Source organism: Providencia sp. 2.29 (assembly GCF_015832305.1).
In the GTDB taxonomy this organism is placed as follows: Bacteria; Pseudomonadota; Gammaproteobacteria; order Enterobacterales; family Enterobacteriaceae; genus Providencia; species Providencia stuartii.
Map to the genome: position 1 here is coordinate 1890026 of NZ_CP065420.1, position 24221 is coordinate 1914246.

19 protein-coding genes are annotated in these 24221 nt (G+C 39.5%); 9 read left to right on the forward strand and 10 right to left on the reverse strand.

The window, feature by feature from the left end; genetic code table 11:
- Nucleotides 1-272 precede the first annotated feature (272 nt).
- Entirely contained in the window at nucleotides 273-746 is a 474-nt protein-coding gene (locus I3B46_RS22360; protein ID WP_163761987.1) for a hypothetical protein, read from the reverse strand.
- Between the two features lie 434 nt (nucleotides 747-1180).
- On the opposite strand from I3B46_RS22360, the gene I3B46_RS08430 reads away from it, so the two are divergent.
- Nucleotides 1181-1846 carry a DUF7822 domain-containing protein gene (locus tag I3B46_RS08430; RefSeq protein WP_014656221.1) on the forward strand — a complete coding sequence of 222 codons (666 nt, stop codon included), beginning with the start codon at nucleotides 1181-1183 and terminating at the stop codon, nucleotides 1844-1846.
- 562 nt (nucleotides 1847-2408) lie between these two features.
- On the opposite strand, the gene I3B46_RS08435 is transcribed toward I3B46_RS08430, so the two are convergent.
- Together I3B46_RS08435 and gltP are read right to left on the reverse strand one after the other, a co-directional pair.
- Complete coding sequence (locus I3B46_RS08435; RefSeq protein WP_104873561.1) at nucleotides 2409-3362, reverse strand: glycoside hydrolase family 6 protein; 954 nt, start codon at nucleotides 3360-3362, stop codon at nucleotides 2409-2411.
- Between the two features lie 441 nt (nucleotides 3363-3803).
- Nucleotides 3804-5111 (reverse strand): glutamate/aspartate:proton symporter GltP, encoded by a 1308-nt coding sequence (gltP, locus tag I3B46_RS08440; protein ID WP_004920976.1) that lies wholly within the window; start codon nucleotides 5109-5111, stop codon nucleotides 3804-3806.
- Nucleotides 5112-5744: 633 nt separating this feature from the next.
- On the opposite strand from gltP, the gene I3B46_RS08445 reads away from it, so the two are divergent.
- Entirely contained in the window at nucleotides 5745-6323 is a 579-nt protein-coding gene (locus I3B46_RS08445) for a DUF3828 domain-containing protein (protein WP_104873560.1), read from the forward strand.
- Between the two features lie 199 nt (nucleotides 6324-6522).
- Nucleotides 6523-7020, forward strand: coding sequence for a hypothetical protein (locus I3B46_RS08450; protein WP_225829659.1), 498 nt, complete (start codon nucleotides 6523-6525; stop codon nucleotides 7018-7020).
- A gap of 577 nt (nucleotides 7021-7597) precedes the next feature.
- On the opposite strand, the gene I3B46_RS08455 is transcribed toward I3B46_RS08450, so the two are convergent.
- Nucleotides 7598-8122 (reverse strand): pentapeptide repeat-containing protein, encoded by a 525-nt coding sequence (locus I3B46_RS08455; RefSeq protein ID WP_102780472.1) that lies wholly within the window; start codon nucleotides 8120-8122, stop codon nucleotides 7598-7600.
- Between the two features lie 589 nt (nucleotides 8123-8711).
- On the reverse strand, nucleotides 8712-9374 hold the full coding sequence (locus I3B46_RS08460) for a GntR family transcriptional regulator (protein ID WP_104873559.1): 663 nt from the start codon (nucleotides 9372-9374) through the stop codon (nucleotides 8712-8714).
- Nucleotides 9375-9760: 386 nt separating this feature from the next.
- On the opposite strand from I3B46_RS08460, the gene I3B46_RS08465 reads away from it, so the two are divergent.
- The 5 genes from I3B46_RS08465 to I3B46_RS08485 are packed head-to-tail and all read left to right on the forward strand — an operon-like array spanning nucleotide 9761 to nucleotide 15940.
- Entirely contained in the window at nucleotides 9761-10999 is a 1239-nt protein-coding gene (locus tag I3B46_RS08465; RefSeq protein ID WP_014656216.1) for an NRAMP family divalent metal transporter, read from the forward strand.
- 15 nt (nucleotides 11000-11014) lie between these two features.
- Nucleotides 11015-11788 carry a LamB/YcsF family protein gene (locus I3B46_RS08470; protein ID WP_060561101.1) on the forward strand — a complete coding sequence of 258 codons (774 nt, stop codon included), beginning with the start codon at nucleotides 11015-11017 and terminating at the stop codon, nucleotides 11786-11788.
- Nucleotides 11785-12591, forward strand: coding sequence for a putative hydro-lyase (locus I3B46_RS08475; RefSeq protein WP_004920961.1), 807 nt, complete (start codon nucleotides 11785-11787; stop codon nucleotides 12589-12591). The genes I3B46_RS08470 and I3B46_RS08475 overlap by 4 nt, the downstream gene beginning before the upstream one ends.
- A gap of 9 nt (nucleotides 12592-12600) precedes the next feature.
- Nucleotides 12601-14208, forward strand: coding sequence for a 5-oxoprolinase/urea amidolyase family protein (locus tag I3B46_RS08480; RefSeq protein WP_104873558.1), 1608 nt, complete (start codon nucleotides 12601-12603; stop codon nucleotides 14206-14208).
- Nucleotides 14201-15940: an acetyl/propionyl/methylcrotonyl-CoA carboxylase subunit alpha gene (locus I3B46_RS08485; RefSeq protein WP_104873648.1), complete on the forward strand. Its 1740-nt coding sequence runs from the start codon at nucleotides 14201-14203 to the stop codon at nucleotides 15938-15940. The genes I3B46_RS08480 and I3B46_RS08485 overlap by 8 nt, the downstream gene beginning before the upstream one ends.
- Before the next feature lie 44 nt (nucleotides 15941-15984).
- On the opposite strand, the gene I3B46_RS08490 is transcribed toward I3B46_RS08485, so the two are convergent.
- Together I3B46_RS08490 and fumC are read right to left on the reverse strand one after the other, a co-directional pair.
- On the reverse strand, nucleotides 15985-16254 hold the full coding sequence (locus I3B46_RS08490) for a hypothetical protein (RefSeq protein ID WP_014656212.1): 270 nt from the start codon (nucleotides 16252-16254) through the stop codon (nucleotides 15985-15987).
- Nucleotides 16255-16919: 665 nt separating this feature from the next.
- Nucleotides 16920-18371, reverse strand: coding sequence for a class II fumarate hydratase (gene fumC, locus I3B46_RS08495; protein WP_053110985.1), 1452 nt, complete (start codon nucleotides 18369-18371; stop codon nucleotides 16920-16922).
- Between the two features lie 694 nt (nucleotides 18372-19065).
- Between fumC and I3B46_RS08500 the strand changes: the two genes are divergently transcribed.
- On the forward strand, nucleotides 19066-19608 hold the full coding sequence (locus I3B46_RS08500; protein WP_004920950.1) for a DUF924 family protein: 543 nt from the start codon (nucleotides 19066-19068) through the stop codon (nucleotides 19606-19608).
- Nucleotides 19609-20382: 774 nt separating this feature from the next.
- Here the strand turns inward: I3B46_RS08500 and I3B46_RS08505 are convergent.
- The 3 genes from I3B46_RS08505 to I3B46_RS08515 are packed head-to-tail and all read right to left on the reverse strand — an operon-like array spanning nucleotide 20383 to nucleotide 24219.
- Complete coding sequence (locus I3B46_RS08505) at nucleotides 20383-21159, reverse strand: dimethyl sulfoxide reductase anchor subunit family protein (RefSeq protein WP_004920946.1); 777 nt, start codon at nucleotides 21157-21159, stop codon at nucleotides 20383-20385.
- A gap of 1 nt (nucleotide 21160) precedes the next feature.
- Nucleotides 21161-21778: a DMSO/selenate family reductase complex B subunit gene (locus tag I3B46_RS08510; protein WP_014656207.1), complete on the reverse strand. Its 618-nt coding sequence runs from the start codon at nucleotides 21776-21778 to the stop codon at nucleotides 21161-21163.
- An 11-nt stretch (nucleotides 21779-21789) separates the two neighbouring features.
- Nucleotides 21790-24219, reverse strand: a complete 2430-nt coding sequence (locus tag I3B46_RS08515) for a DMSO/selenate family reductase complex A subunit (protein ID WP_004920940.1) — start codon at nucleotides 24217-24219, stop codon at nucleotides 21790-21792.
- Nucleotides 24220-24221 lie beyond the last annotated feature (2 nt).

The following is a 24221-nucleotide window of genomic DNA, read 5'->3' on the forward strand; positions in this document are numbered from 1 at the left end:
ACATTGAGAGAAGCAGCTTTATTCCTAATATAGGCATTCCGATAAATTATTTTTTATTTATGCGGAGTGTAATGACATGGTAGTGAAAGCCACTGATAAGCCCTTTAAACAAGAATAAACTGGACTTTTTATCAAATACACACTAAATATTTTTATATGTCCACCATACTAGTATTACGCGTATCATTTTCCAGTGATTACCAATTAACAGAGTATTGCTAGTTATTCAATTCATAAAATGGCTGATATATTAATTGATTAGCTGGCTTATTTTATAAATATAGCCTTTCTGCATCATTAGGCCAGTCATCATATAGATGGTCAGTATAAAGTAAAAAGCATTCTGTGATGGCCCTATTAAGTACCTTATGGTGCACAATATCCCCTTCCGTTGAACGAACTTCCCAAATATTGCTTTTATAAAGTTTTGTGACTGTCATTGAACAACCGCCCATCACACTCATCGCTTCTTGAGTATCGTTAATAAGATCAAATAGCTCCCCCATTGAGTCGTAAACCTTCATTGTATCGATATGATAATAGTATTCAGAACCGTTACGTCGAAATCCGCAAGTCACATTAATTTGAAAACTAGTGTAATGGCTATATTTATTGGTTAATTGCTCAAAATCATCCTGATAAAGGTCTTTATTGTTATTTATTTGGGCATTGTGTTGCGCTGCTCGGATATAAGGAGTCTCATCGAACTCAAGTAATGTTGCAGATATCTCTAGGGTTGAGTTCACAATAAAAGCGTATAAAACTGTACCGTAATATTTGCCTTGAGCTGTTTGTACCGTTGCATTTTCTTCTATTTGAAAAGCTTGTTTAGGGTCAAAAGATGCTTTATCGGGGAAAACAGCGCCTATACTTTCTGTTATTTTTATGAGCTGAGCGCCTGTAAGTTGTATCGATGCCCTTAAAGGATCCTTTAAAAAAATACGTATATTGATTATAAAGTTAAGAAGTGATCAGCGATACGTATCACCGTATTTATTCTCCACTGAAAAATAGTGTATTGCGGTAGGAAATAAGTAAATCATCAGATAATTCCTGAAAATATTTCTAATGATATTCAAAAATAATTATCGGCTAATAAAGTTAGGCCTAGTTATTGCTATATCACTTTGAGATTGCTAGAGTCATTTCGCTTAAGCATTTTTATATAAAAGGATATTTTATGGCAAACCGCTCTTACCTTTATAGTATATCTAATCAACCAAGCTCTTATTATGACCGACCAGATATTGCGAATGGACTTTCTGAATGGTCATATGCAATACCAATGACCTATCGTATATTGATGTCTGGAAACCCAAAATTATGTGAGTCACTGCTATATCATGGGTACGATCATGAAGAAGAAGGGGAAAAAACACCTTTTTATGCGTTGACAAGTGATTTTGATATCGGGTTTGCAAGATTAAAGAAATTTTTTACCTCAATTGAACCGTTATTTTTAGAAAATGGTTATGATGCGAGTAAAGAAATCAAAGAAGCCCTTGAATTTTTAGAGCAGCATAAACAGCCATTTTTGCTATTAGAAACGATTGAATTAGATATGATGCTGACGGAAGGAGCGGATAATTTACGTCAAGCAGTTGAAGATGAAATACAAAGATGTTTACTGGTGGGGCGGGGCATTGATGCAATACCAGATGATAAAGAAACGGCAATTGAGGTAATTAAATGGGCAGCATCTGACCCAGAAAATTTATTTTCTGCTATCAATTTTAATAGCGAATGTGACTATGTTGATGCAGGTTATCCGATGGGCTTATCTTATTGGGAATCTAGCCTATATTATAGGATCTTGAATAAAAAAGAGTTCGAAGAAGAGTCATAATACTATTGAAATATCATGCTATTGGGGGATTAATATAGATATTTTCGATACAATCCCCCTATTATCTGCGATTAACGCCGCGTAGCACAGCGTTTTTTATGCTTAACGAAAGATAATTGATAGTGAGTTAACTTTACGATAAAGAGAACAAATAGGCTAAGTCAAATAGCGTTATTGCCTTTGTTTCAATTTCCGATAGATGAATGGGCTATATAAAACGATAGCTAGAATGATATAGCCTAATACCCATTTGAGTTGAAACCCATGAAAATATAGGCCAATAAAAGCAATGAGTAATATTGTAATTCTAATACCGAAAAGTTGAAAAAGATTTAACAAGAGTTCAATACAAAAAGCAAAAAACCTAGCGACGGCCTCGAAAAGAGCATCCATATTTTATCCCTATTCTCCACTGTTTTTATTGGCACTCATGGTACAGCATTAAGTTAAATTATCGTAGTGATAAATTGACACAAAATAATTTATCGGAAAAATGCCAATACCCATAACCTATTATCGGCACTTCTCCTGCGCTGACTTTCTCGCCTTGGTCTTGTATCTATTATTCCCCTTTAATCAGGCGTATCGCTAAATCAGGGCTAAAAACCCCTGCTTTAGGGCCGCCATGGCAATTAGCTGTTGGAGAAAAGTCGCCATCTGATTCCCCCGGTGGCTTTATCCAAGCGATTTTAACGGTTGCTGAAATATCTTTTGGGCCTTCACCTATCTTACGGCCAAGTGGATTGCACCATTGATTTGGCAATGCTGGTGCACCATGACCATTGCGTGAGGTATCAATAATCATATTGGATTTTATCCCTATCAGCGCCATTAAAAATCGATTAATGTCTTCACCATATTTTATAGTGGGCTCGGTCGCATAGTAATTAGAAATATTGAGTGAAAAACCTGATGCATCTTTTATTCCCGCTGCAATGAGTTGTTCTGCCATTGTTTTTGCGGGTTGCCACTTCATATTGCCAGCATCAAGGTATACATGCGCATTAGGACTTTTTATTTTAAATTGAGTCACAGCATATTTGAGTAAATCTGTTCTATCTTTGCGCTGCAATGGCGTTAGGCAACTCATATCCGCTAAGGCGTCAGGCTCTAAAATAATGGTAAGCTCAGTGTTTGAAATTGCTTTTGTTAATTGATTAATCCATGTTCGATATTTTTGGCTATTAGTAGTGTTGCTGGCGGAGGCTTGGCCTGAGCAATCGCGGTTAGGTAGAGCGTATAACACAAACATAAGCTGAGTTTTTTGCTTATCAGCTTGTGAAATATAACTTGTTATTTGCTGGGCTAATTCAGTCTCATTTTCATGGATTTTAGAAAGCCAAATAGCCGTAGGCACAGACGCTATTTTAGCCCGAATAGCCAGTGCTCTGGGATCGCTCTTGTTTTTTTCTACCCACAATGCGGCAGACGAGGTGGGATCAACGAAATACTCAGTTGCCATTAGGTTTCCGGTATAGCAAGCTGTAATTAAGCTTAAGAAAAGTATTTTATACATAAAATCGACTCCGGATTTAATAAGAAAAAATGGCTATTAATTATTAATATTGGTAAATAGCTTAAATTAATTTCTGCCACAGTTAAAACGATATAAATAGATCGTTATTTAACGTGCCATACTAAACCGGATTGAATAATTCAAATTAACAGCGATATGTTAATAAAACAGTAAGTTAGAAAACAAATAATAGAATATATTTATATTATAATTTGAATAAGCTGATTTTTTAACATGCCTAGTCAGTAAAGTAAATATACTTACTCGCTGTTATTAAAAATTGTGTTGTTTATCACGGTTTTACATTAATAATCTAAGATGAAATTTAATCAATATATTAATAAGATCTCAATCGATGTTAGATTATAATTTTTAGGAAATAGATAAAAACACACCGAGTCGTTGCTCGGTGTGTGGAAAGGGATTGTGGATTATCAACCGTTAAAAGGTTTGCTCATACTCACGTGCTTTTTCTTCATCATAATTATGTTCCCACTTGGCAATTACCAAGGCTGCGAGGGCATTACCGACAACGTTTAGTGCAGTTCGAGCCATATCGAGAATACGGTCAACCCCAGCAATAAAGGCTAAGCCCTCCAGTGGAATACCGACACTGCCTAAAGTGGCTAAGAGAACGACGAAGGAGACACCAGGTACGCCTGCAATACCTTTAGAGGTGATCATTAAGGTAAATACAAGGATAAGCTCCTGACCAATAGACAGTTCAATTCCATAGAGCTGAGCAATAAAGATGGCGGCAATACTTTGGTAGAGTGTTGAGCCATCGAGGTTAAATGAGTAGCCAATTGGTATAACGAAACTGGTTACTGATTTAGGTGCACCGTATTTTTCCATTTTATCCATGATACGTGGAAGCACGGTTTCAGAGCTTGCGGTGGAGTAGGCTAAAAGTAGCTCGTCTTTTAAAATTTTCATTAAGGTGAAAATATTAATTTTGCAATAACGAGCGACAATGCCAAGTACCACAATGGCAAAGAACAAAATTGCACAGTGAACCAGAATCACTAATTTTAGTAGTGGTACTAAAGAGGTAAAACCAAAGTTGGCGACAGTCACGGAGATCAGTGCAAAAACCCCGATAGGGGCATACAACATGATCATATTAGTGACGCGGAACATGGTTTCAGAAAAGGTTTGCAAAACGTCTAATAATGGTTGCTTCTTCTCTTTAGGTAATGAGGAGAGGCCCAAACCAAACAGGACGGCAAAGAAAATGACGGGTAGCATTTCCCCACTGGCCATAGAGGCAAAAATATTGCTCGGCACCATGGTTAAAATGGTATTGATAATACCCGAAGGGTGGCTTTCAACTTCTTGGGTGGTTTTTTCATATTGGGAGATATCAACTTGTGTCAACTGTGACATGTCAATACCAACACCAGGTTGGAAGATATTGGCGAAGCTTATCCCGACAACGATTGCAATAGTGGTGATAATTTCAAAATAGAGGATGGTTTTAAACCCGAGTGACCCAAGTTGTTTCGTATTTCCTACCCCCGCGATACCGACAATTAATGTTGAAATTACAATCGGAACAACGATCATTTTAATTAATTGTATAAATATTTTACCCGCGGGTGATAGAACATTAACGATTAACCAATCTTTATATTCTACGCTTTCATGCAAAAAAGCGCCTACGATAACACCTAAAATCAGTGCGACTAAAATTTGCCATCCTAGGCCAAATTTAAATGGTTTTTTTGTCGAAATGTGGTTTGAAGTCATAATGAAATCTCAAATATATTAATAATTTTTATGTTTGTACTTTTTCTATCGCAATTTTTATAGCGAATATTCGTTAAAACTACAACTGTTAGATCGTAAATATTGAGTTGTTTAGTCGATTAATTGAGCATGGCAATCATTATTTATCGTTGATTTGTATTAAATTGTAATAATTCTTTTCATAATTGATTTGCCACGGTGGAGTAAGAATGGGCTTGGTAGTTAAATGCTTAACCATCAATATTAATTAATTGTTTTCGTGGTGTAACTAAAATGTTAAATGCTGAGTGAGGATCATTCTAAATAAAACGAATGAATAGATTGTTTCTATTTATCTATTTAATGGATAAGGAAAATAAGTTATAGGCAGAAAAAGGCAATTATAAAAAACTAATTTTTTAAAATAATGTAAAATCTAAGTCAAGGAATTGTGTGATAGAGGCACTTGATCAACAGGGGAGGATGGAGTACCTATTGTATGAGAAAGAAACATAATAGATTATTGATTGAGCTTTGATTAGCCCTGATATGGGTTGACAACTTTTCGGGTGCTGTTTAGAACTTCATTGGGCATTTAGCACCACTGAGATTATGTGTATTTTATTCATTGGGAAATTTTAAGATTAATTGGTGATGGTACTTGGTATGTTTAATCGAATTAACATTTTTATCTTCTCGATAGTATTACTTCCACTAATAGGCATAGCTAATGGGCATGTTAACGACAATTCTAGGACAAATAATGTTTCATCAACTGCAAGTTCAGGGTTATCTCCCGAAGAAGTTGTTGTGAATTTTTATGAAGGCTATTTCAAAAATATAAATGAAGAAAGTCTAGTGGAGAACTATGTAACCCCTGAATTAGCATTAAAATTATACTATTCGTCAATATGTCACTATGATTCGGATGTAGATGAAAAAGAGTTGGAAAAAATTTGTAAAAAAGAACAAGAGTGCAGAAAAAATAGAGGGAATATTGTTTGTAACTGGGATGGAACTTGGATTGAGACAGATGTTAATTATTTTATAAAATCTCAGGATAATTATCCCTCTTGGGAAAAAAGTATAAAGATATTGAAAATTAAGCAAACTGATGCTTACTCAAAAATAAGTTTAATTTTAGGTGACGGCACTGAGCCAAAATTAAATTTACAGATTATCTTAGTTAAGCAGGGAAGTAACTGGAAAATAAATCGAGTTACGAAAGTTTAAAGAAAAGAAAGGGGAAGTTATACATGGAAAAACAAAAGCAATCTAGAAATAAAAATAAATCATGATATGGAAGAAATAATATATACATTAAAGCCAAGTGAGGGTAGTATGGTACTCTTATCGGTATATGAGGCGGGCTATTAATAAAATGAATTATAAATTGTCAATTTTATTTTTATTCAGCAGCATGACATTTGCAATGGATAACAATATCTTAAGTGCTGGCTTCTTATCCTATTTTCCTAATGAAATCATACTGTATTCAACTGAAAGTAATTTAAACAACAAAACGGTCACGGTTTGTATAAATAATGAACGCAATAATAAAGTCAAGTGTTACCATATGAATGGGCGTGACTTTCAAAAGACTGAAAAAGGTAATGATGGATATAACTCGATAAATAGCGATTTATTACTTAAATATAGTTACAAAAAAGAATTGCATGATAACAATAATGGTCTGTTTTTTGCTTTTATTTATGACGAAAACAATAAGATGAATATTCATTTTACAGCCCAAGATGCATCAAATTTCACTGTAAGTTACAGTCATCACACTTTAAATCTTGCGACTTGTTTAAGTACTGAAGGGCTTTATTTTTATGATAAAATAAACTTTAAAGCTCTTAAACTATATTACTCTCTCGGTTATGGCGTTGAAAGTAACTGTCCTGAATACTTATATTCAGAACAATAAAATAAGACGCTGAATATCCAAATTTTACTTCGTCCTAGTAAGGTATCTATACGAGCAAAAAGTAAAAGCAGCAAGCGATATCTCATTAGCGTTATAGATAAAAATTAATTTATCTTCTTTTATGCTGCTTGATGTAGCTAAAATTATGTACAAGAGGAAATACAGATTAAAAGTCAATTTAACTCGTTATTTTAGGTGCATGAGATGGTGAGCCCTCTAATAACCTGTGATTCTATTTTTTAAGTACTATTCGATTGTTAATCATACAAAGTTTGTAGGGATAATATACTTTATTTAACGGATTATTAGATCAATTTAATAACTAAAAAGAACTTGAAATATAATAATATCATTGGATATGCATACAATTTATTTTGTGTGACTATATATTGAATGCTTAACTTAATTTCAAAATATGACATGTAAAAGATTGAGTTTAATATTATAGGTAAGCTCACCCATCTGATCTCATTCGTGCGAATGTAAGAATACATGAAATCAGGATCAGTATGATGCTTACACCATACTGATAAATCATGATTTGCAATCAAATGATGATTTTTTTCTTTATAAATCGTTAACCTCCGCTTGGCTCCTCGCCTTCAGTGTCTTGCCAATCTATTTGTTTTTTTTGCTGTATTGAAAGAGGAAGAGCTTCTCCAGCTGTTTTAGTCAGCTTTGCTCCTTGCATATTAGCTAAGGTAAATATGCAATTATTAAATTCAGCTAGCCTTAAGTCGGAACCGGATAAGTTACACTCTGTAAAATTTGTATTTTCATAAATAGACGCACGAAGATCCGCACCTGCTAGATTAGCGCGTGTAAAATTGACGCTTATAAAATCATTCCAACACATATTTGACTCAGCTAAGTCAGTGTCTGTGAAGTTACAGCCGACTATTTCTGAACGAGAAAAAAATGTCCTTCTCATGTCTAAGGCGCTTAGGTCTAGGTCTTCTATGCCCATTCGAAAAATACTGAATCCACATGGATCAGGATCATCAAACTTGGGCATAGCCTCAGGAAGTCGTGGAGATTGGTCATCATAAATTAAGCCTAATTCCCGCAAGGTATTTATAGTTTCATCGAATGTTTTCTTCATGTAATTTTTCCTTGAAAACAAAGTTAAACAAATAAGAATTAGAAAGAGCGTAGTCTCAAGCACAATTCGTTCAACTAACATCACTAGAACTATTCAGCGAATTGAAGATAATAAAGTCCCAAATATAGAGACAATTAGTGCATTGGCTTCTGTTTTTAATGTCAGTGTATCTGAACTTGCTTCTATGTCGCTAGTAGAAAATATAGAGTTAGATAACCAAATAGCAGAAACTAGAAAACGGGTAAAGATGAAACTAAGTTACTAAAAAATATAATAGTCGCCGTCATAGTATACTCAACAATATATCATTGTAATTACCCTATTTAGGTTATTACTATCTAGGGAAGTCTTCTGCTCGTAAAATCATTCAAGTTATTCCTTTTAGATAAGTTTTTCTTTAAATCGCAAAAAATAGATTAATGTCTCTTACCAGAAAGAATTAGCACTGAGTTATTGAAATCTTGCTCCTATTTACCAATATAGTTGATAACAGAAAAGCAGGGGATCCTATTTGTGTAAACAGGCTCTGAATTCCTCAGGATTGACCAGTACTAGATTGATGGCTTTCACACTTTATTAATAAAGAGAATTAATAGCCGGCTTGTTTTCGTTTAAAGGCGGCGAGCAAGGTTCGCTCTGATAAATCTAAATAACGGCTCAATGTGTCAGCCGCTTCAAGGTTACACCCGGCGTCTAATAACTCTAATATCGATTGGTTTTTATCGATATAAGGGGCATATAGAATCTTAGGATCATTAAGATGACCAAAAGCTAGACGTAGTTCAGCGGCGATATTACGGTAGAGCTTAATTAGTCTTTCGCTATCAGACAACTCTACAATGGCAGTGTGAAATTTCATATTGGCTGTTCCCACACCAATCCAATTTTCCATCTTTTCTTGTTCGCGAGCTTCGTTGACGGCTTGCTTCATTTTCTGTACGGCAGGATGCATGGCATAGGCTTGCTTCAATGCATCACATTCAATTAATCGGCGTACTTGGTAAATGTCGATGATAGCAGCCATATCGGGTACTGAAACAAATACGCCCTTATTTGGTGCATAAGTAAGTAACCCTTCTTGTGTCAAAACACGAAATACTTCGCGCAGAGTATTACGAGAAATATCTAACTCTTCACTAAGAGCGGCTTCTGACAAACGTTGGCCTGGCGTAAGTTCCCCAACCGTGATTTTGTAGCGGATCGTTTCGGCGATAGTAACAGCTAAGGTCTGAACAACAGGTTGTTTAGTCATATCAATAGGTTTTAGGTATGAGCCAATGAGGAACAGTGTAAGAGTTTATCTTCACATATTCCCTAGTCGGCTTCAAGGCTCCTTTTGGTGCATGCTCAGCACAAATCTATCGTTTTTTGCACTCATATGGTGCATTTCGCCGTAATTAGCATTCAAAAAATGTTAATTATTTATGTGTTTTGTTAAAAAAGTGATCGGTCTTTGATTTTTAAATCGCAAACCACGATTTTGATTGCTTGTTAATTCGCCATTCACTATTAATTGTTCAACAATATATTAAAGATAGATTAACAATAATGTGTATTGGTAGAACAATGGCATGATTATTGCCTTTATAACTAACACAACATCGATAACGACAAAAACAATCCGAAAGGAGTATGCACATGGCAGCTCAAGAAAGTACCAGCACAGCAGAGTTCATAAAAAATAGGCGTACCTCATTGATTGGGGCAATATTTTTAATGGCGACATCTGCAATAGGGCCAGGTTTTATTACTCAAACAGCAACCTTTACTGTTACCTTAGGAGCCGCGTTTGCTTTTGGGATCTTGGCATCCATTATTATTGACTTTGTGGTGCAGCAGAATATTTGGCGAGTGGTTACTCTAACCAAAATGCATTCATCGGATATCGCTAATGCCACCATCCCCGGAAGTGGCTATCTACTTGCAGTATTGGTGATTTTTGGTGGTTTGATTTTTAATATCGGTAATATCGCAGGGGCTGGATTAGGGTTAAATGCCCTTGTTGGGTTAGATCCCAAATGGGGCGGGCTGCTCAGTGCCCTGTTAGCGATATATATCTTCTCTTCCCGTAAAGCGAGTACCTTCATTGACCGCGTGATCATTTTGTTAGGCCTAGTCATGATCGGTTTAACGCTGTTTGTGGCCTTTGCTTCCAATCCACCCGTTGGTGAAGCATTACGCCAAAGCGTGCTACCAGATACCGTTGATTTTGCGATGATTACTACCATTGTTGGCGGTACGGTAGGGGGCTATATCTGCTATGCTGGTGCCCATCGTTTACTAGATAAAGGGGCTGTTGGAGTTGAAAACATCCATGTTGTTTCAAGCGCTGCAACTAAAGGGATCTTAGTTGTCGGATTAATGCGCTATATTTTATTTCTTGCCATTCTTGGTGTGGTGGCAAGTGGCGTGACAATTGATATATCAGGCCAAGCTGCTAACCCTGCCTCTCAAGCTTTCCAAGCGGCAGCTGGGAATTTTGGCTTACGCATTTTCGGGTTGATTTTATGGGCGGCTGCATTAACGAGTGTTATCGGTGCTGCTTATACCTCCATGAGTTTCATTACCGCGTTTAAAAAATCCATTACAGAAAGGCAACGTAATATTGCCACCATCTTATTTATCGCAATATCGCTGGCGGTCTACTTAATGATGGGAACCGCACCTGCCGCATTATTAGTTTTTGCTGGTGGGTTTAATGGTCTGATCTTACCGATTGGTTTAACCATCTTTGTTTATATCGGGTGGAAACGTGCCGATTTGATGTCCGGCTATCACTATCCACGTTGGTTGTTATGGTCCGGTATCATTGTCTGTGCATTAACATGGTATATGGGGGCTATGTCGGTTGAAGCAATTTTTAACTACTTGAAATAGAGGTCAAATAGAACAATGAAAAAAATCATCGATTTAAACAGTGATCTCGGGGAAAGCTTTGGTCAATGGAAAATGGGCAATGATACAGCCATGCTGAAAATTGTCAGTAGTGCAAATATCGCCTGTGGCTTTCATGCAGGCTCGCCAGAAGGTATTTTGCGAACATTAAAAGCGGCGAAATTGAACCATGTTACGGTAGGGGCACATGTAGGCTATCCAGACTTAGTGGGCTTTGGGCGGCGCAATATGGATATCGCCTCGGATGAACTGAGCGCTGATGTTATTTATCAAATAGGTGCACTTAAAGGGCTTGCAACTGCGGTTGGTTGCCAAGTCAGCTATGTTAAGCCTCATGGGGCACTGTATAACACCATCGCCCATGATAAGCGTCAAGCAATGGCTGTTATTGATGCAATATGCGCTATCGATTCACAGTTAGTTTTGGTTGCACTTGCAGGCTCGCCACTGATTGGATGGGCCAAAGAGCGAGGGCTAACCGTTATTGCAGAGGCATTTGCGGATAGGGCTTATCACTCTAATGGTGCTTTGGTTTCCCGTCGGGAAGCCGGTTCGGTATTACATGATCCTGAGCAAGTTGCACAGCGCATGCTGCAATTAGTGAATGAAGGGGGAGTAATATCAATTGAAGGGGATTTTACGCCGATCGAAGCGGGCTCTATTTGTGTTCATGGTGATAGCCCTGGGGCATTAGCGATGGCGCAAAATGTGCGTGAGTTATTACAACAGCATGGTGTTGAAATCAGAGCTTTTTCGGGAGGGGCCCTATGACAAGTTTATTTAAGGCGTCAGAAAAAGCGATTATGGCAGCAAGAGCCGCAAGAGAAGCTATTCGACAAGGTTTTGATAAACCGACGGCGGGCTTGGCTGCTGGATTGACTCAAGCCAATATGATTGCGTTGCCTCGTGATTGGGCCTTTGATTTTTTATTGTATGCACAACGCAATCCGAAAAGCTGCCCTGTACTGGATGTATGCGAAGCGGGGAGTTGGCAAACCATTTTGGCTGAAGGGGCCGATTTGCGAACGGATATTCCTCGTTATCGCGTTTGGCAACAGGGGAAACTGGTGGATGAGATCACGGATGCCAGCAAGATTTATCATCAACACACTGACTTAGTGACTTTTTTAATCGGTTGCAGCTTTACTTTTGAAACATCATTGATAGAAGCGGGTATTGATGTACGGCATATCACGGATAAAACCAATGTGCCAATGTATAAAACCAATCGGTTATGCCGTCCAGCGGGGCGATTACATGGAGAGCTCGTGGTTTCAATGCGGCCTATCGCTGCGGATCGTGTAGCGGATGCGGTCAGTATTACAGGGCGTTTTCCATCGGTTCATGGAACCCCTGTTCATATTGGCGCCCCTGAACAATTAGGGATTGTCGATATTATGCAACCTGATTTTGGCGATCCAGTTCGCATTGAAGAGGGAGAAATACCTGTGTTTTGGGCTTGCGGTGTAACGCCACAAGCAGCCGTGATGAAATCAGGCGTTCCATTTGCCTTAAGCCATGCGCCGGGGCATATGTTTATAACGGATATTCCTGATGCAGCCTATCATGTATAAGGGGGTTTAATGCGATTTTTACCTGTCAATTTAAGCACTTTTATGATTGAGCTACAAAGTCTTGAAGAGACAATGGCTCTGACGGATGTACTGCGTAACATGTCACGTCAGCTTGCGATTGAAGAAATTACACCAGCAGCAAGAACCGTTTTAGTTCGCTTTAATCCTGTTATTACGAATGCCAATATCATCATTGATGAAATTGAAAGGTTAGATATTTCGAAGGCGGATCTTAAATTAGGCCAGTTGGTGACTATCCCTGTTCATTATAACGGTGAAGATCTTGCTGATGTTGCTGAACACCTAGGGGTGTCAATTGATGAAGTAATAAGAAGACACACTAACAATGAATACCAAGTGGCTTTTTGTGGCTTTGCACCAGGGTTTGCTTATATGGTTGCAAAAAATGCCCAATTAAATGTACCACGTCGGCCATCACCACGGATCCGAATTCCGGCTGGCTCTGTTGCTTTAGCTGGCGAGTTCAGTAGCGTCTATCCTCAAGCAAGTCCAGGGGGATGGCAATTAATTGGCGTTACACCAACGGCTGTATGGGATTTACATCGCACAGAGCCTGCACTGTTAAAACCGGGGTATCGTGTCAATTTTGTTGATGCTGCGAAAACGGGGATCACCTATAGCCTACCTCAGCCAACAGTTGCGCATCATAAGGATAGCCAACGTAGTGATATCACTGTCCTTGCCACAGGATTACAAACGTTATTACAGGATATTGGGCGAATAGGGCAGGCTGCATTGGGAATTTCTGAATCCGGAGCTATGGATAAAGGCGCGCTACGAAGCGCAAATCGGTTGGTAGGAAATGCAATCCATGAAGCAGTGCTGGAAATTACCCAGGGGGGTTTTAAAGCACAGGCAAATAAACCGTTATTGGTAGCAGTCACAGGGGCATGTTGTGATATCGAAATTACGACAGCCGAAGGTGTTACCTATTGCGCACAGCAATATCAAGCGATTCATTTAGCCTCGGGGGATATTATTCGCTTAGGAACGGCAACAAAAGGCGTGCGTAGCTATTTTGCGATACGCGGTGGCATCCAAAGTACGCCTGTTCTTGGTAGCTGTTCTTTTGACACATTAGCACAGGTAGGGCCTGCACCATTAACGGTAGGGCAGACATTAGCGGTTAAATCACTTAAACAACCAACGGCTATTTCACTTGATGAACAACCTGCATTTAACTACCCAAGTACGAGTGATGTGGTGGTGCTAGATATCATTTTAGGGCCTCGAACTGATTGGTTTACTCCACAGGCGGTACAACAGTTAACGTCACAATTATGGCAGGTTACGGCAGCATCCAATCGTATCGGGTTACGCTTGGCGGGCGATGCGGCTATTGAGCGTGCAATACATCAAGAGTTACCCAGTGAGGGAACGTGTATTGGGGCAATTCAAATCCCTGCGAATGGACAACCGGTCTTATTTTTGAATGACCATCCGTTAACTGGAGGTTATCCGGTTATTGGTGCGGTATGTGAATATCACTTGGATTTAGCGGGGCAGCTACCCGTTAATGCCCAAATACAATTTAACCCAATCGGGGTATTTAAAGAATATGAAGGGAGTCGGGATACTTATGCCTACAATGAATAATCAAACTAAACATAAAGTATTGATCGCAAACCGTGGCGAAATAGCAGTTCGCATTATTCGTGCGTGTCGGGATATTGGCTTCGATTCAGTCGCGGTTTACGCGGATCCCGATATTAACGCATTGCATGTTCAGATGGCGGATGAAGCATATGGATTATCGGGAAGTACACCCGCCGAAAGCTATCTGGATATGGATAAATTACTTGAGGTAGCGAAAAAATCAGGGGCAACCATGGTTCACCCTGGTTATGGTTTTCTATCAGAACGTGCAGAGTTTGCTCGTGCGGTACAAGGGTTGGGCTTGATTTGGGTTGGCCCAGAACCTGAAACCATTGACATATTGGGTGATAAAGTCAAAGCTCGTCAAATTGCGATGCAGGTCGGCGCACCTTTAGTGGCAGGAACCAAAGAGCCTGTCAAAGAGGCCAAAGAAGTCGTTGAATTTGCCCATACCAATGGTTTGCCGATTGCGATTAAAGCGGCCTATGGCGGTGGCGGTCGAGGCTTAAAGGTAGCATGGCACATGGAAGAGGTAGAGGAGCTATATCACTCTGCGGTGCGAGAGGCGACAGCGGCTTTTGGGCGAGGCGAGTGTTTCCTAGAGCAGTTTTTACATAATCCTCGGCATATTGAAGCGCAAGTTATTGCGGATAAATTTGGCAACGTGGTTGTCGTGGGAACGCGTGATTGTTCTTTACAACGACGAAATCAAAAATTAGTGGAGGAGTCACCAGCGCCATTTTTATCAGAACAATTACAACAACAAGTGATTAAAGCGTCTGTCGATATTTGTAGTCACGCCAATTATGTGGGGGCGGGAACCGTCGAATTTTTGTTAAGCCAAGATGGCAAATTGTCATTTCTTGAGGTGAATACGCGTTTACAAGTTGAACACCCTATTACCGAAGAGACCGCAGGGATTGACTTAGTCATTGAGCAATTACGGATAGCACAAGGTTTACCATTAAGTATCCGCGAAACCCCTAAACCACGAGGGCATGCTTTTGAGTTTCGTATTAACGCAGAAGATGCAGGAAATGGTTTTTTACCCACACCGGGGGTTATCCTTAAATTTGATCCCCCATCCGGCCCGGGTATCCGTTTAGACAGTGGTGTTGTGGCAGGGGCGACTATCCCAAGTACGTTTGATTCTTTAATGGCAAAACTGATTGTCATTGGCAATACACGCGAACAAGCTATCCAGCGCGCTCGCCGTGCTTTAGGCGAATTTTCGATTGAAGGCGTGGCATCCGTACTGCCTTTCCATCGTGCGGTGATGGAGCATGCTGACTTTTGTGAAAGGTTTAATGTGCATACTCGCTGGATTGAAACTGAATTTTCTGTTGAGCTTGCACCAGCAAAACGGCAATTACCACAAAATAACCCACAAATAACGCGTACCTTTATTGAAATCGATGGGAAGCGCTGTGAGCTTGGTTTACCGACACAATGGTTAGCTGGGTTAGCGATGCCATCGACAAAGCAGGCTTCAATAACGAATCATCAAGCGGTCGCACAAGATCAGCAAGTGAATGCCCCTATTTCAGGCGTACTGTTTAGTTGGTTAGTTGAAGAAGGCGACACGGTTGCTCAAGGAGAGGTTATTGGTGTCATGGAAGCGATGAAAATGGAAGTACAGGTGATCGCTCACCGTGCCGGTACGCTGAAATATATTGTCAATAAGGGTGATTATATTGATGCAGATAGCGTAATTGCAGAAATAAATGACTAGTTCACTCTGGAGCAAGTGTTTACTTGCTCCCGTTTAAATAACCATTATCGCGAAATACGTTCAGGGAGTGCACGCAATGGTGGGTTAGGGGCGGGCACACTGTGCTTATCGTCTTTTTTGATTTCTTCGCTATCGCGATAGACTTCACCACACATAAAATAGAGGTTAGGGCGCTTTGATTCGAGATAAGATTTACGGGTGATACACTGATCTTGTGTAAAAATGGTCTCAGTCACAGGCAATGCATCACAGGCATCTGTGCCACAAGGACTTACCCATAATGCCCAGCCAATGAGTACCATATGTCCTGCCATTTCGAGCCGCTCCTCCAACGAGTATTGGGTTAATACCATGCCACAGTGTGGTGGCTGAATTGACTGTTGATGATCTAAATAATGCAATGACAATTGTTAACCCGATAAATGTTGATATAAACGAGCATTAATTGGGTTTACGCGGATCTTACCATTGCATTTATCAAATGTATGTAATTGCGTGAAAAATCATTTTAAATTGGCATTAAATAGCAAATCAATAAAATTATTGGAATGGCAACCGTAAAAAGGGTTAAATCGAACGTATTTTATTTTTAACAATTTGGTTCTACAGCGAACTAGCCAACGAGTATAGGTGTATCGGCCGCGACAGCATAGTGAATAAAATGCTTGATCAAACTACCATAATACATATCGCTTCTATTATAGAACAGTGGTGTACATTGAATAGACGTCAGCGAAGGGCGAATAGTGTAAAGGGCGGATTATTCCAAAATTACGCCACACAGTTGTATTTTTTGTGGGTGAACTCAGCGAAAATAATAGGTCCAAGCCAAAATCCGGTTAAGCTAAATTTTAATGTCACTAGGTGGTAATATATCACTTATGCTATTCCCCCTGAAATATATAATAATGTTATTTCAAGGGGGTATCTTGTTTTGCTTACTGTGGTATTGCTATTTTAATCATCATAAAAAGATGGGTTAAGCACCCGATAAACCATTGCCAGTCATATCGATTGGATTCACATATTTATTAAAGTCTTCTTCACTTATTTTTCCTGAAGCAATAGCGGATTCTTTTAAAGTGATATTTTTGGCTATGGCATTTTCTGCAATATGCGCCGCATTTTGATAACCAATAATAGGTGACAAAGCGGTAACTAACATCACACTGTTATCGACATACTCAGTGATTTTAGTGGTATTTAATTGCGTACCTTCAACAGAAAACTCTCTAAATTTATGGCAACCATCAGCTAAAATACGAATTGAATGTAGCAAGTTATTGATAATAACAGGGCGCATCGCATTTAATTCAAAGTTACCTTGGCTGCCTGACATGGCGATTGCAGTATCATTGCCCATCACTTGAATACCTATCATCACAATTGCTTCGCATTGAGTTGGGTTAACCTTACCTGGCATGATTGAAGAGCCTGGTTCATTAGAAGGTAAAATTAACTCACTAAAGCCACAGCGAGGACCCGAAGCTAACCAGCGCATGTCGTTGGCGATCTTAATGAGTGCGACAGCTAATCCACGAATAGATGCGTGTGTGCGAACTAACGCATCCAGAGAGCCTTGCGCAGTAAATTTATTGGGTGCAGTAATAAAGGGTTTTTGAGTCAACTCAGCTATTTTATCGGCAACATCTTTTGAAAAACCGGCTGGTGCATTGAGACCTGTACCAACCGCGGTGCCGCCAACCGCGAGCTTATAAAGATCTAATTTACTACGTTTAATATCTTCGAGAGCATCTCTGAGTTGACCTGCCCAACCATACCACTCTTGACCAACAGTTAAAGGCACGGCATCTTCCAGATGAGTACGGCCAATTTTCACTACATTCATCCAAGTGCTGGCTTTTTTCTCAATAACATCAATTAAACTTTCAATACTTGGGATTAATTGCTCATCAAGTGCAAAAATGGCAGCAATATGCATCGCGGTTGGGAAGGTATCATTAGATGACTGCCCCATATTGACATCATCATTTGGCCCTATGGGCGATTGACTTCCTAACGTTCCACCAAGCAATTGAATTGCACGATTGGAAATAACTTCATTCACATTCATATTCGATTGTGTGCCAGAGCCAGTCTGCCAAACATAAAGAGGATAATGCTCATCCAATTGACCATTAATAGTTTCATCCGCAGCGATAACAATCGCCTCTTTTTTCCACTCAGGAAGTCGGTTAGCAGCACAGTTAACTAACGCACAAGCTTTTTTGATATAACCATAAGCGTGATACACTTCTTTTGGCATTAAATCGTTGCCAATATTAAAATGCTGTAATGAACGCTGAGTTTGTGCTCCCCAATAACGGTCGGCAGGAACATTTATTTTCCCCATACTATCGAATTCTTCACGAAAACCTGTCTCATTAATACCGATTGGTAATGTCTTATTTAGACTGTATTTATTTTCCATTATAAATTCCTAAATGATGAGAGGATGTATATCTAGGGAATATTATTTAGGATATATATTTTTTGTTCAAATCATTTATAAAAAATAAATAAAAAATCAATTAATGATGATTTGATTTCGATTTCACTTGTAAATTAACAGAAATTAACTGTGAAAAAATTCTATGCAACAAAAATAAATATTAAAAAGAAAAATAAATAGAGGGAAAAGGAGAAATAAATTTATTTAATATTAAGTCAAATAGTTTAAATGGCAAAAGTAGACTTACTTATGTTCTTCTCAAAACATTGTCTAGATAACCCATATTGGTTGTATTAATAGTGAGAATCGTATCAGTGAAGTAAAAAATCATTGAGCATGTAACAATGCCGCGATGAATACGTTATTCATAAGGGGGATAAACGGTGTCTAGTAACATTCCTTTAGTCTCAAGATTATTGGATTATTAATAATACCTATCAGAACAAGTTAACACATGGGATCTGATTATTTTTTATCAGATTTTTAATGGACTATCTATCCTTGATGATTAATTTATATGCACTATTACTCGCTGATTTTGGAAGCGCTTCGCAAAAATACAAAATATTTATCTGAAGATTGCAGTTTTAAGAAGTAGCTCATAACAATACTATAAGGTTTTATTTACGATAAAAAATAACTTATCACTAACAAATTTAGGCTTATAACGATTATGAATACCATGGAAAACGTTTTAACATTTTGGTTTGAGGAGTCAACCTCAAAACAGTGGTTTGAAAAAAATGAAAAGTTTGATGCTCTTATTATGCAGCGTTTCGGCGGAACACTAGAGCGTGCAGCAAAAGGAGAGTTAGCTTATTGGCGTATTTCTATTCGTGGGCGCTTAGCTGAGATTATCGTTTTAGATCAGTTCTCTCGCAATGTGTGGCGTGATACACCGAAAGCTTTTGCCCAAGACCAAATGGCACTGGTATTGGCTCAAGAAGCGATAAAACAAGCAGATTATAATTTGCTGCCACTATCTCAACGCAAATTTATTTTAATGCCGTTTATGCACTCTGAATCAAGCTTTATTCATCAGCAAGCGGTTGAGCTATTTCGTGGCTTAGGGGATGACAATACGCTAAATTATGAAATGCAACATAAGGCGATTATTGATCGTTTTGGTCGTTATCCACATCGAAACCAGATATTGGGGCGTCCTTCTACTAAAGAGGAAATTGCCTTTTTACAGCAACCAAATTCCGCTTTTTAGGTAGTTTCTAAACGCTGGGGTGGCTAGGTTTGCCGTGAATGGAAACACTGCAAACCCCTGTTGACAAAATGAAGAAGATTTAGTGGTATCACTTATTGATTATTGTGAGAAAAAAGGCGAATGTATTGCTGCATTCTTTCGCTTTATTAAAAGATTTATTACTAAGGTTATTTTAAACAGGTGAAAAGGACCTCTCTAATGCCTTCTAATAACCATAATGCGTTGATATCATGTCTATCACTTTGTTTTGGTATAATTTGTTATTATCTTCAAGCTGTACAGCAGCTATTTTTTCCTTTTTATAGAGAAGGGGCAAATACTTATCTGCTATTGCTAGCGTACTACAAATCAATGAGTTTATATTTACTCGGTTATTGGCTCTTTCTAATACCTGTATTTTACTTTTATCTCAAAAAAAGTTTGAATCATTTTCACCGCTACTTATTGTACTTTTTGATCCCAGGCCTTTTTTCTATACTCCTTTGGTTCATAGAACTTCTACCACACAGCCATCAAGTAGAGGGTCTAATAATTGAAATTATAGTAGCGGATATCCTCTTCGCTTATATTATAGGGGGGACATTTATTATCGCGCTAGTTGCGGTAATGTGTGATTTTTTAATGCAGAAAATTGCCTTAAAATGGAATACTGTATTGAGAAGGTTGCAGTGATGCTGGTGGCTTTAATTATTACTTTTGTGTTTATACGCTAATTAAAAAAAGAGCCTACATTCGCAGGCTCTTAACGTGATTATTAAATTGATACTCGTGGAACTACATGGTGATTTGCCATAAGTTATAAAAGGCAATACGTCCTGCAAGTTCAGCCAGTAAAACAGCACCCGCACATGTCGCTAATGTCGCTTTTGGTGCACGTTGTTTTAATGCCATACCGATAAATCCTGCCAAAGCAATAACTAAGACAACGACTTGGAAACCCCAGAAGCCAGTTTGCTCAGCGCTCAATGCTGGACCGGTTTCGGATAAGAACGCTTGATACCCCGCACGGCTAGCGAAAATAACCAACGCACCGATAAGGAAAGAGGCGATCCCTAATCCACGAGCGCCAATAGCTATTGCTAAAGCACCACCGCCAACTAACATGGTCATCCACATTTGCAGCGTAGTATAGCCCGTATTCCAGTTTGCGATTGAAGCAATGTTATAAACCTGTGGAATTGACCAAACAAACGCCACACCTGAAATAACCGCGGCAATATTCGCTAATTCACGTAGTAATGCTTGTTTATAAAAGAGTGTAAAAAACAAGGTTGCAGCGGCAAAAGTGACGAAGACACCACTTAAAAAGGCTTCGTTACTCATCGGTGAGCGACCAACACCTAGCAACATATTGAAAAAGCGCAGTGGTTGGCCCACATGTAGGCCACCAATACCTAACCCAATAATCATCACAACAAAGGCGAGGATATTGGCATTTTTCAGTTGCTTTTCATCAATTGAACCTATTTTTTTACTTAAATAAGCTAATAAAAATAGCCCAGCAGCAGACTGCCCCAACACGGTGAAAAAGACTAGTGGTAATTCATGCATTTTACACCTCCGCAGGGTTTTTTAGTTCACCACTTTTATCGCCAGAAGGTTTGGCATCTTTATGTGGTTTAATAACGATGTTTGGATTGGTAAGGCTAGGGTCTGGCATAGGCGCAATACCACACTCTGTACCGTGAAGCTCACGTAGGACATTGATATCATCAAAGTCCAATGCACGTTGTGGGCATGACTCAACGCAAACGGGTTTCATACCTTTAGCAACGCGCTCGTAGCAGCCATCACATTTGCTCATCAGTTTTTTCTTCTCGTCATATTGCGGCGCACCGTATGGGCAGCGTAATTCGCAGTAACGACAACCGACACAAACGGTTTGGTCAACAACGACAAGACCATCTTCGGCACGTTTGTGCATCGCCCCTGTTGGGCAACCTTCCACACAGGTTGGATTAGAGCAATGGTTACAAGAGATAGATAAATAGTAGCTATAGACATTTTGCTGCCAAATACCATCTTGTTTTTGCCAACTACCACCACCAAATTCGTATACACGGCGGAATTTAGGGCCTAAATCGAGATCTTTTTCGTCCTTACAACTGACTTGACACGTTTTACAGCCAGTACATTTTGTGGAGTCAAAATAAAAGCCATACTGTTTCATCAATTAACTCCTTAAGCGCGTTTCACTTCAACAAGATTAGTATGTTGTGGTGTTCCTTTCGCTAGTGGTGAAGGAACTTGTGAGGTGAGGGTATTGATACAGCCTCCTGTATCTAATCCTGCTTGATCCAAAGTGCGCCATGCGCCTTGTGGAACGGCAATAACCCCCGGTAATACGCGCTCAGTCACTTTAACTCTAATCTGAATGCGACCACGGTCGTTGAAAATTTCTGCAATATCACCATTGCTTAAACCACGCTCTTGCGCGTCGATTGGGTTAAGCCAGAATTGATGAGGGATCGCTTCACGTAACATTTCAACATTAAAATAGCTTGAATGGACGTGACCTTTGTCGTGGAAACCGGTCATTAACAGAGGGTAAGTCTGTTGATTACGTTGCTGCTCAACACCTTCTTTGTTTGCACAGTACTCAGGGATGGCAGGAATACGTTGACCCTCAGGGAGCTCCCAGTTTTTAACGCGCTCTGCTAACTGCTCAGAATAGATTTCAATCTTACCTGATGGCGTTTTCAGTGGATTCGCAATCGGGTCATCACGGAAATCTTTTAGGGCAATGTGTTTTGACGTATCAGCAAATCGACGGTCAATAATGCCTGCACCATCTGTTTCACTAAATTCAGGTAGATGAGGCATAGTTTCACGGGTTTTATTGTAGCAATACTCAATCCACTCTTCATAAGTGCGACCTTCAGTAAACTGCTCTTTTACACCCATTTTTTCTGCAATTTCGGCCAATACATCATAGTTAGGGCGATTTTCCCACAATGGCTCGATAGCATTTTGTAAACGCACCAGATAATGATATGCGCCACTTGCGTAAGAGTTGTTGATCAGATCGTTGGTCTCAACAGGAGTAACATCTGGCAACAGTAAATCAGCGTATTTAGCCGATGGAGTATTATGATTATCCCAAACTAAGATAAATTCACATTTTGACTCGTCAGATAGAATTTCATGTGTTTTATTCAAGTCAGCGTGCTGGTTACCAATAACATTACTGGAGTAACACCACATGAACTTAATATCGTTGTTTAGCTTATCTGCGCCTTTGATACCGCCATTTTCTGCGGTTAACTCTTTGCCGCGCACGATCGCTTCTGTCCACATAAAGGATGGCAGCGTTGCTTTGACAGGGTTTGGTAAACTAAATCCGGCAACAGGATAAGCAATGCTATTACCCCATAGGCCAGTGTTAGTACCTGGACGACCGATGTTGCCTGACATAATAGGTAGCATCATAATGGAGCGGCAAGCCTGTTCGCCATTCTCAGTACGCTGTAGACCCCAACCTTGTGAAATCCAAGCATGATTTGCGTTACCAATTTCACGAGCCAGTTGAATGATCCGCGAAACAGAAATACCTGTTAGCTTACTTGCCCATTCAGGTGTTTTCGCAATGCCATCAGGGCCATTTCCTAAAATATAATCTTTGTAGGAGCCATTACGTGGCGCTGAAGCAGGGAGTGTGCTCTCATCCCAACCGACACAATAGTTTTTCAAAAACGCTTCATCAGTTAGGCCTTCTTGGATCATCACATAACCCAATGCAGCAACCAGCGCGGCATCCGTACCAGGATAGATTGGGATCCATTCTGCGCCTAGCGTCGTCACGCTGTCAGTGCGACGAGGGTCAATAATGATGACTTTAGCTTTACTTTTCTCAAGTGCGTTCAATGTTTCATAAAATTGACCGCCACCAGACATACGCGTTTCGGCAAGGTTATGACCAAACATCACGACTAAGTCAGAGTTTTGGATCTCAGATAGGAGCGATTCTTCAACGCTACCGTATACATACGGTGTGATTTCCATTAATTGAGCATAGGAATAGGTGCCGTAGTCACCGAGAAAACCACCGGTTAGGCTTAATAAACGTTTACAGGCCGCACGACCATGTAAATTCGCCCCTGTCGAACCCGTACCATACTGATAATAAATGGCATCACTACCATATTTATCAATAGTGTATTTTAGTTTTTCTGCAATGATAGTAGTCGCTTCATCCCAACTGATTTTCTTGAACTTACCTTCGCCACGTTTACCAACACGTACCATTGGGTATTTCAAACGATCTGGGTTATAGGTTTTCCAACGTACAGAGCGACCACGTAAACATGGACGAATTTGGTGTTCGCCCAAAGTTGAGTCGTCGTACATGGTTTCGTTAGAAATACGGCTGATAACACCATCTTTAACATGGACTTTGAGTGGACAACGGCTACCACAGTTAACTAAGCAAGCGCTGTAACTGATTTTCTCGTTGACTTCATCAGGCATGATCTCTGGTGTTTTTGCTTGAGCGGTAAAAGGAAGAGTGATTGAGCCTGCAACAGCAGCAGCGGTAGCAACCGTTGCAGAGGTTTGAATAAACTCCCTCCGACTCAGCTCTCCAAAATGAGTATTTTTATTTGTTTTATGCATTG

Bases quoted from the DNA above. Each gene is read 5' to 3' on its own strand.
- I3B46_RS08470 (WP_060561101.1), top strand. From the start codon at position 11,015: ATGAAAAAAATCATCGATTTAAACAGTGATCTCGGGGAAAGCTTTGGT.
- I3B46_RS08475 (WP_004920961.1), top strand. From the start codon at position 11,785: ATGACAAGTTTATTTAAGGCGTCAGAAAAAGCGATTATGGCAGCAAGA.
- I3B46_RS08510 (WP_014656207.1), bottom strand. From the start codon at position 21,778: ATGAAACAGTATGGCTTTTATTTTGACTCCACAAAATGTACTGGCTGT.
- I3B46_RS08455 (WP_102780472.1), bottom strand. From the start codon at position 8,122: ATGAAGAAAACATTCGATGAAACTATAAATACCTTGCGGGAATTAGGC.
- gltP (WP_004920976.1), bottom strand. From the start codon at position 5,111: ATGACTTCAAACCACATTTCGACAAAAAAACCATTTAAATTTGGCCTA.
- I3B46_RS08435 (WP_104873561.1), bottom strand. From the start codon at position 3,362: ATGTATAAAATACTTTTCTTAAGCTTAATTACAGCTTGCTATACCGGA.
- I3B46_RS08480 (WP_104873558.1), top strand. From the start codon at position 12,601: ATGCGATTTTTACCTGTCAATTTAAGCACTTTTATGATTGAGCTACAA.
- I3B46_RS08450 (WP_225829659.1), top strand. From the start codon at position 6,523: ATGGATAACAATATCTTAAGTGCTGGCTTCTTATCCTATTTTCCTAAT.
- I3B46_RS08485 (WP_104873648.1), top strand. From the start codon at position 14,201: ATGAATAATCAAACTAAACATAAAGTATTGATCGCAAACCGTGGCGAA.
- I3B46_RS08500 (WP_004920950.1), top strand. From the start codon at position 19,066: ATGAATACCATGGAAAACGTTTTAACATTTTGGTTTGAGGAGTCAACC.
- I3B46_RS08515 (WP_004920940.1), bottom strand. From the start codon at position 24,219: ATGCATAAAACAAATAAAAATACTCATTTTGGAGAGCTGAGTCGGAGG.
- I3B46_RS08430 (WP_014656221.1), top strand. From the start codon at position 1,181: ATGGCAAACCGCTCTTACCTTTATAGTATATCTAATCAACCAAGCTCT.
- I3B46_RS08460 (WP_104873559.1), bottom strand. From the start codon at position 9,374: ATGACTAAACAACCTGTTGTTCAGACCTTAGCTGTTACTATCGCCGAA.
- I3B46_RS08505 (WP_004920946.1), bottom strand. From the start codon at position 21,159: ATGCATGAATTACCACTAGTCTTTTTCACCGTGTTGGGGCAGTCTGCT.
- I3B46_RS08445 (WP_104873560.1), top strand. From the start codon at position 5,745: ATGGTACTTGGTATGTTTAATCGAATTAACATTTTTATCTTCTCGATA.
- I3B46_RS08490 (WP_014656212.1), bottom strand. From the start codon at position 16,254: ATGGCAGGACATATGGTACTCATTGGCTGGGCATTATGGGTAAGTCCT.
- I3B46_RS08465 (WP_014656216.1), top strand. From the start codon at position 9,761: ATGGCAGCTCAAGAAAGTACCAGCACAGCAGAGTTCATAAAAAATAGG.
- fumC (WP_053110985.1), bottom strand. From the start codon at position 18,371: ATGGAAAATAAATACAGTCTAAATAAGACATTACCAATCGGTATTAAT.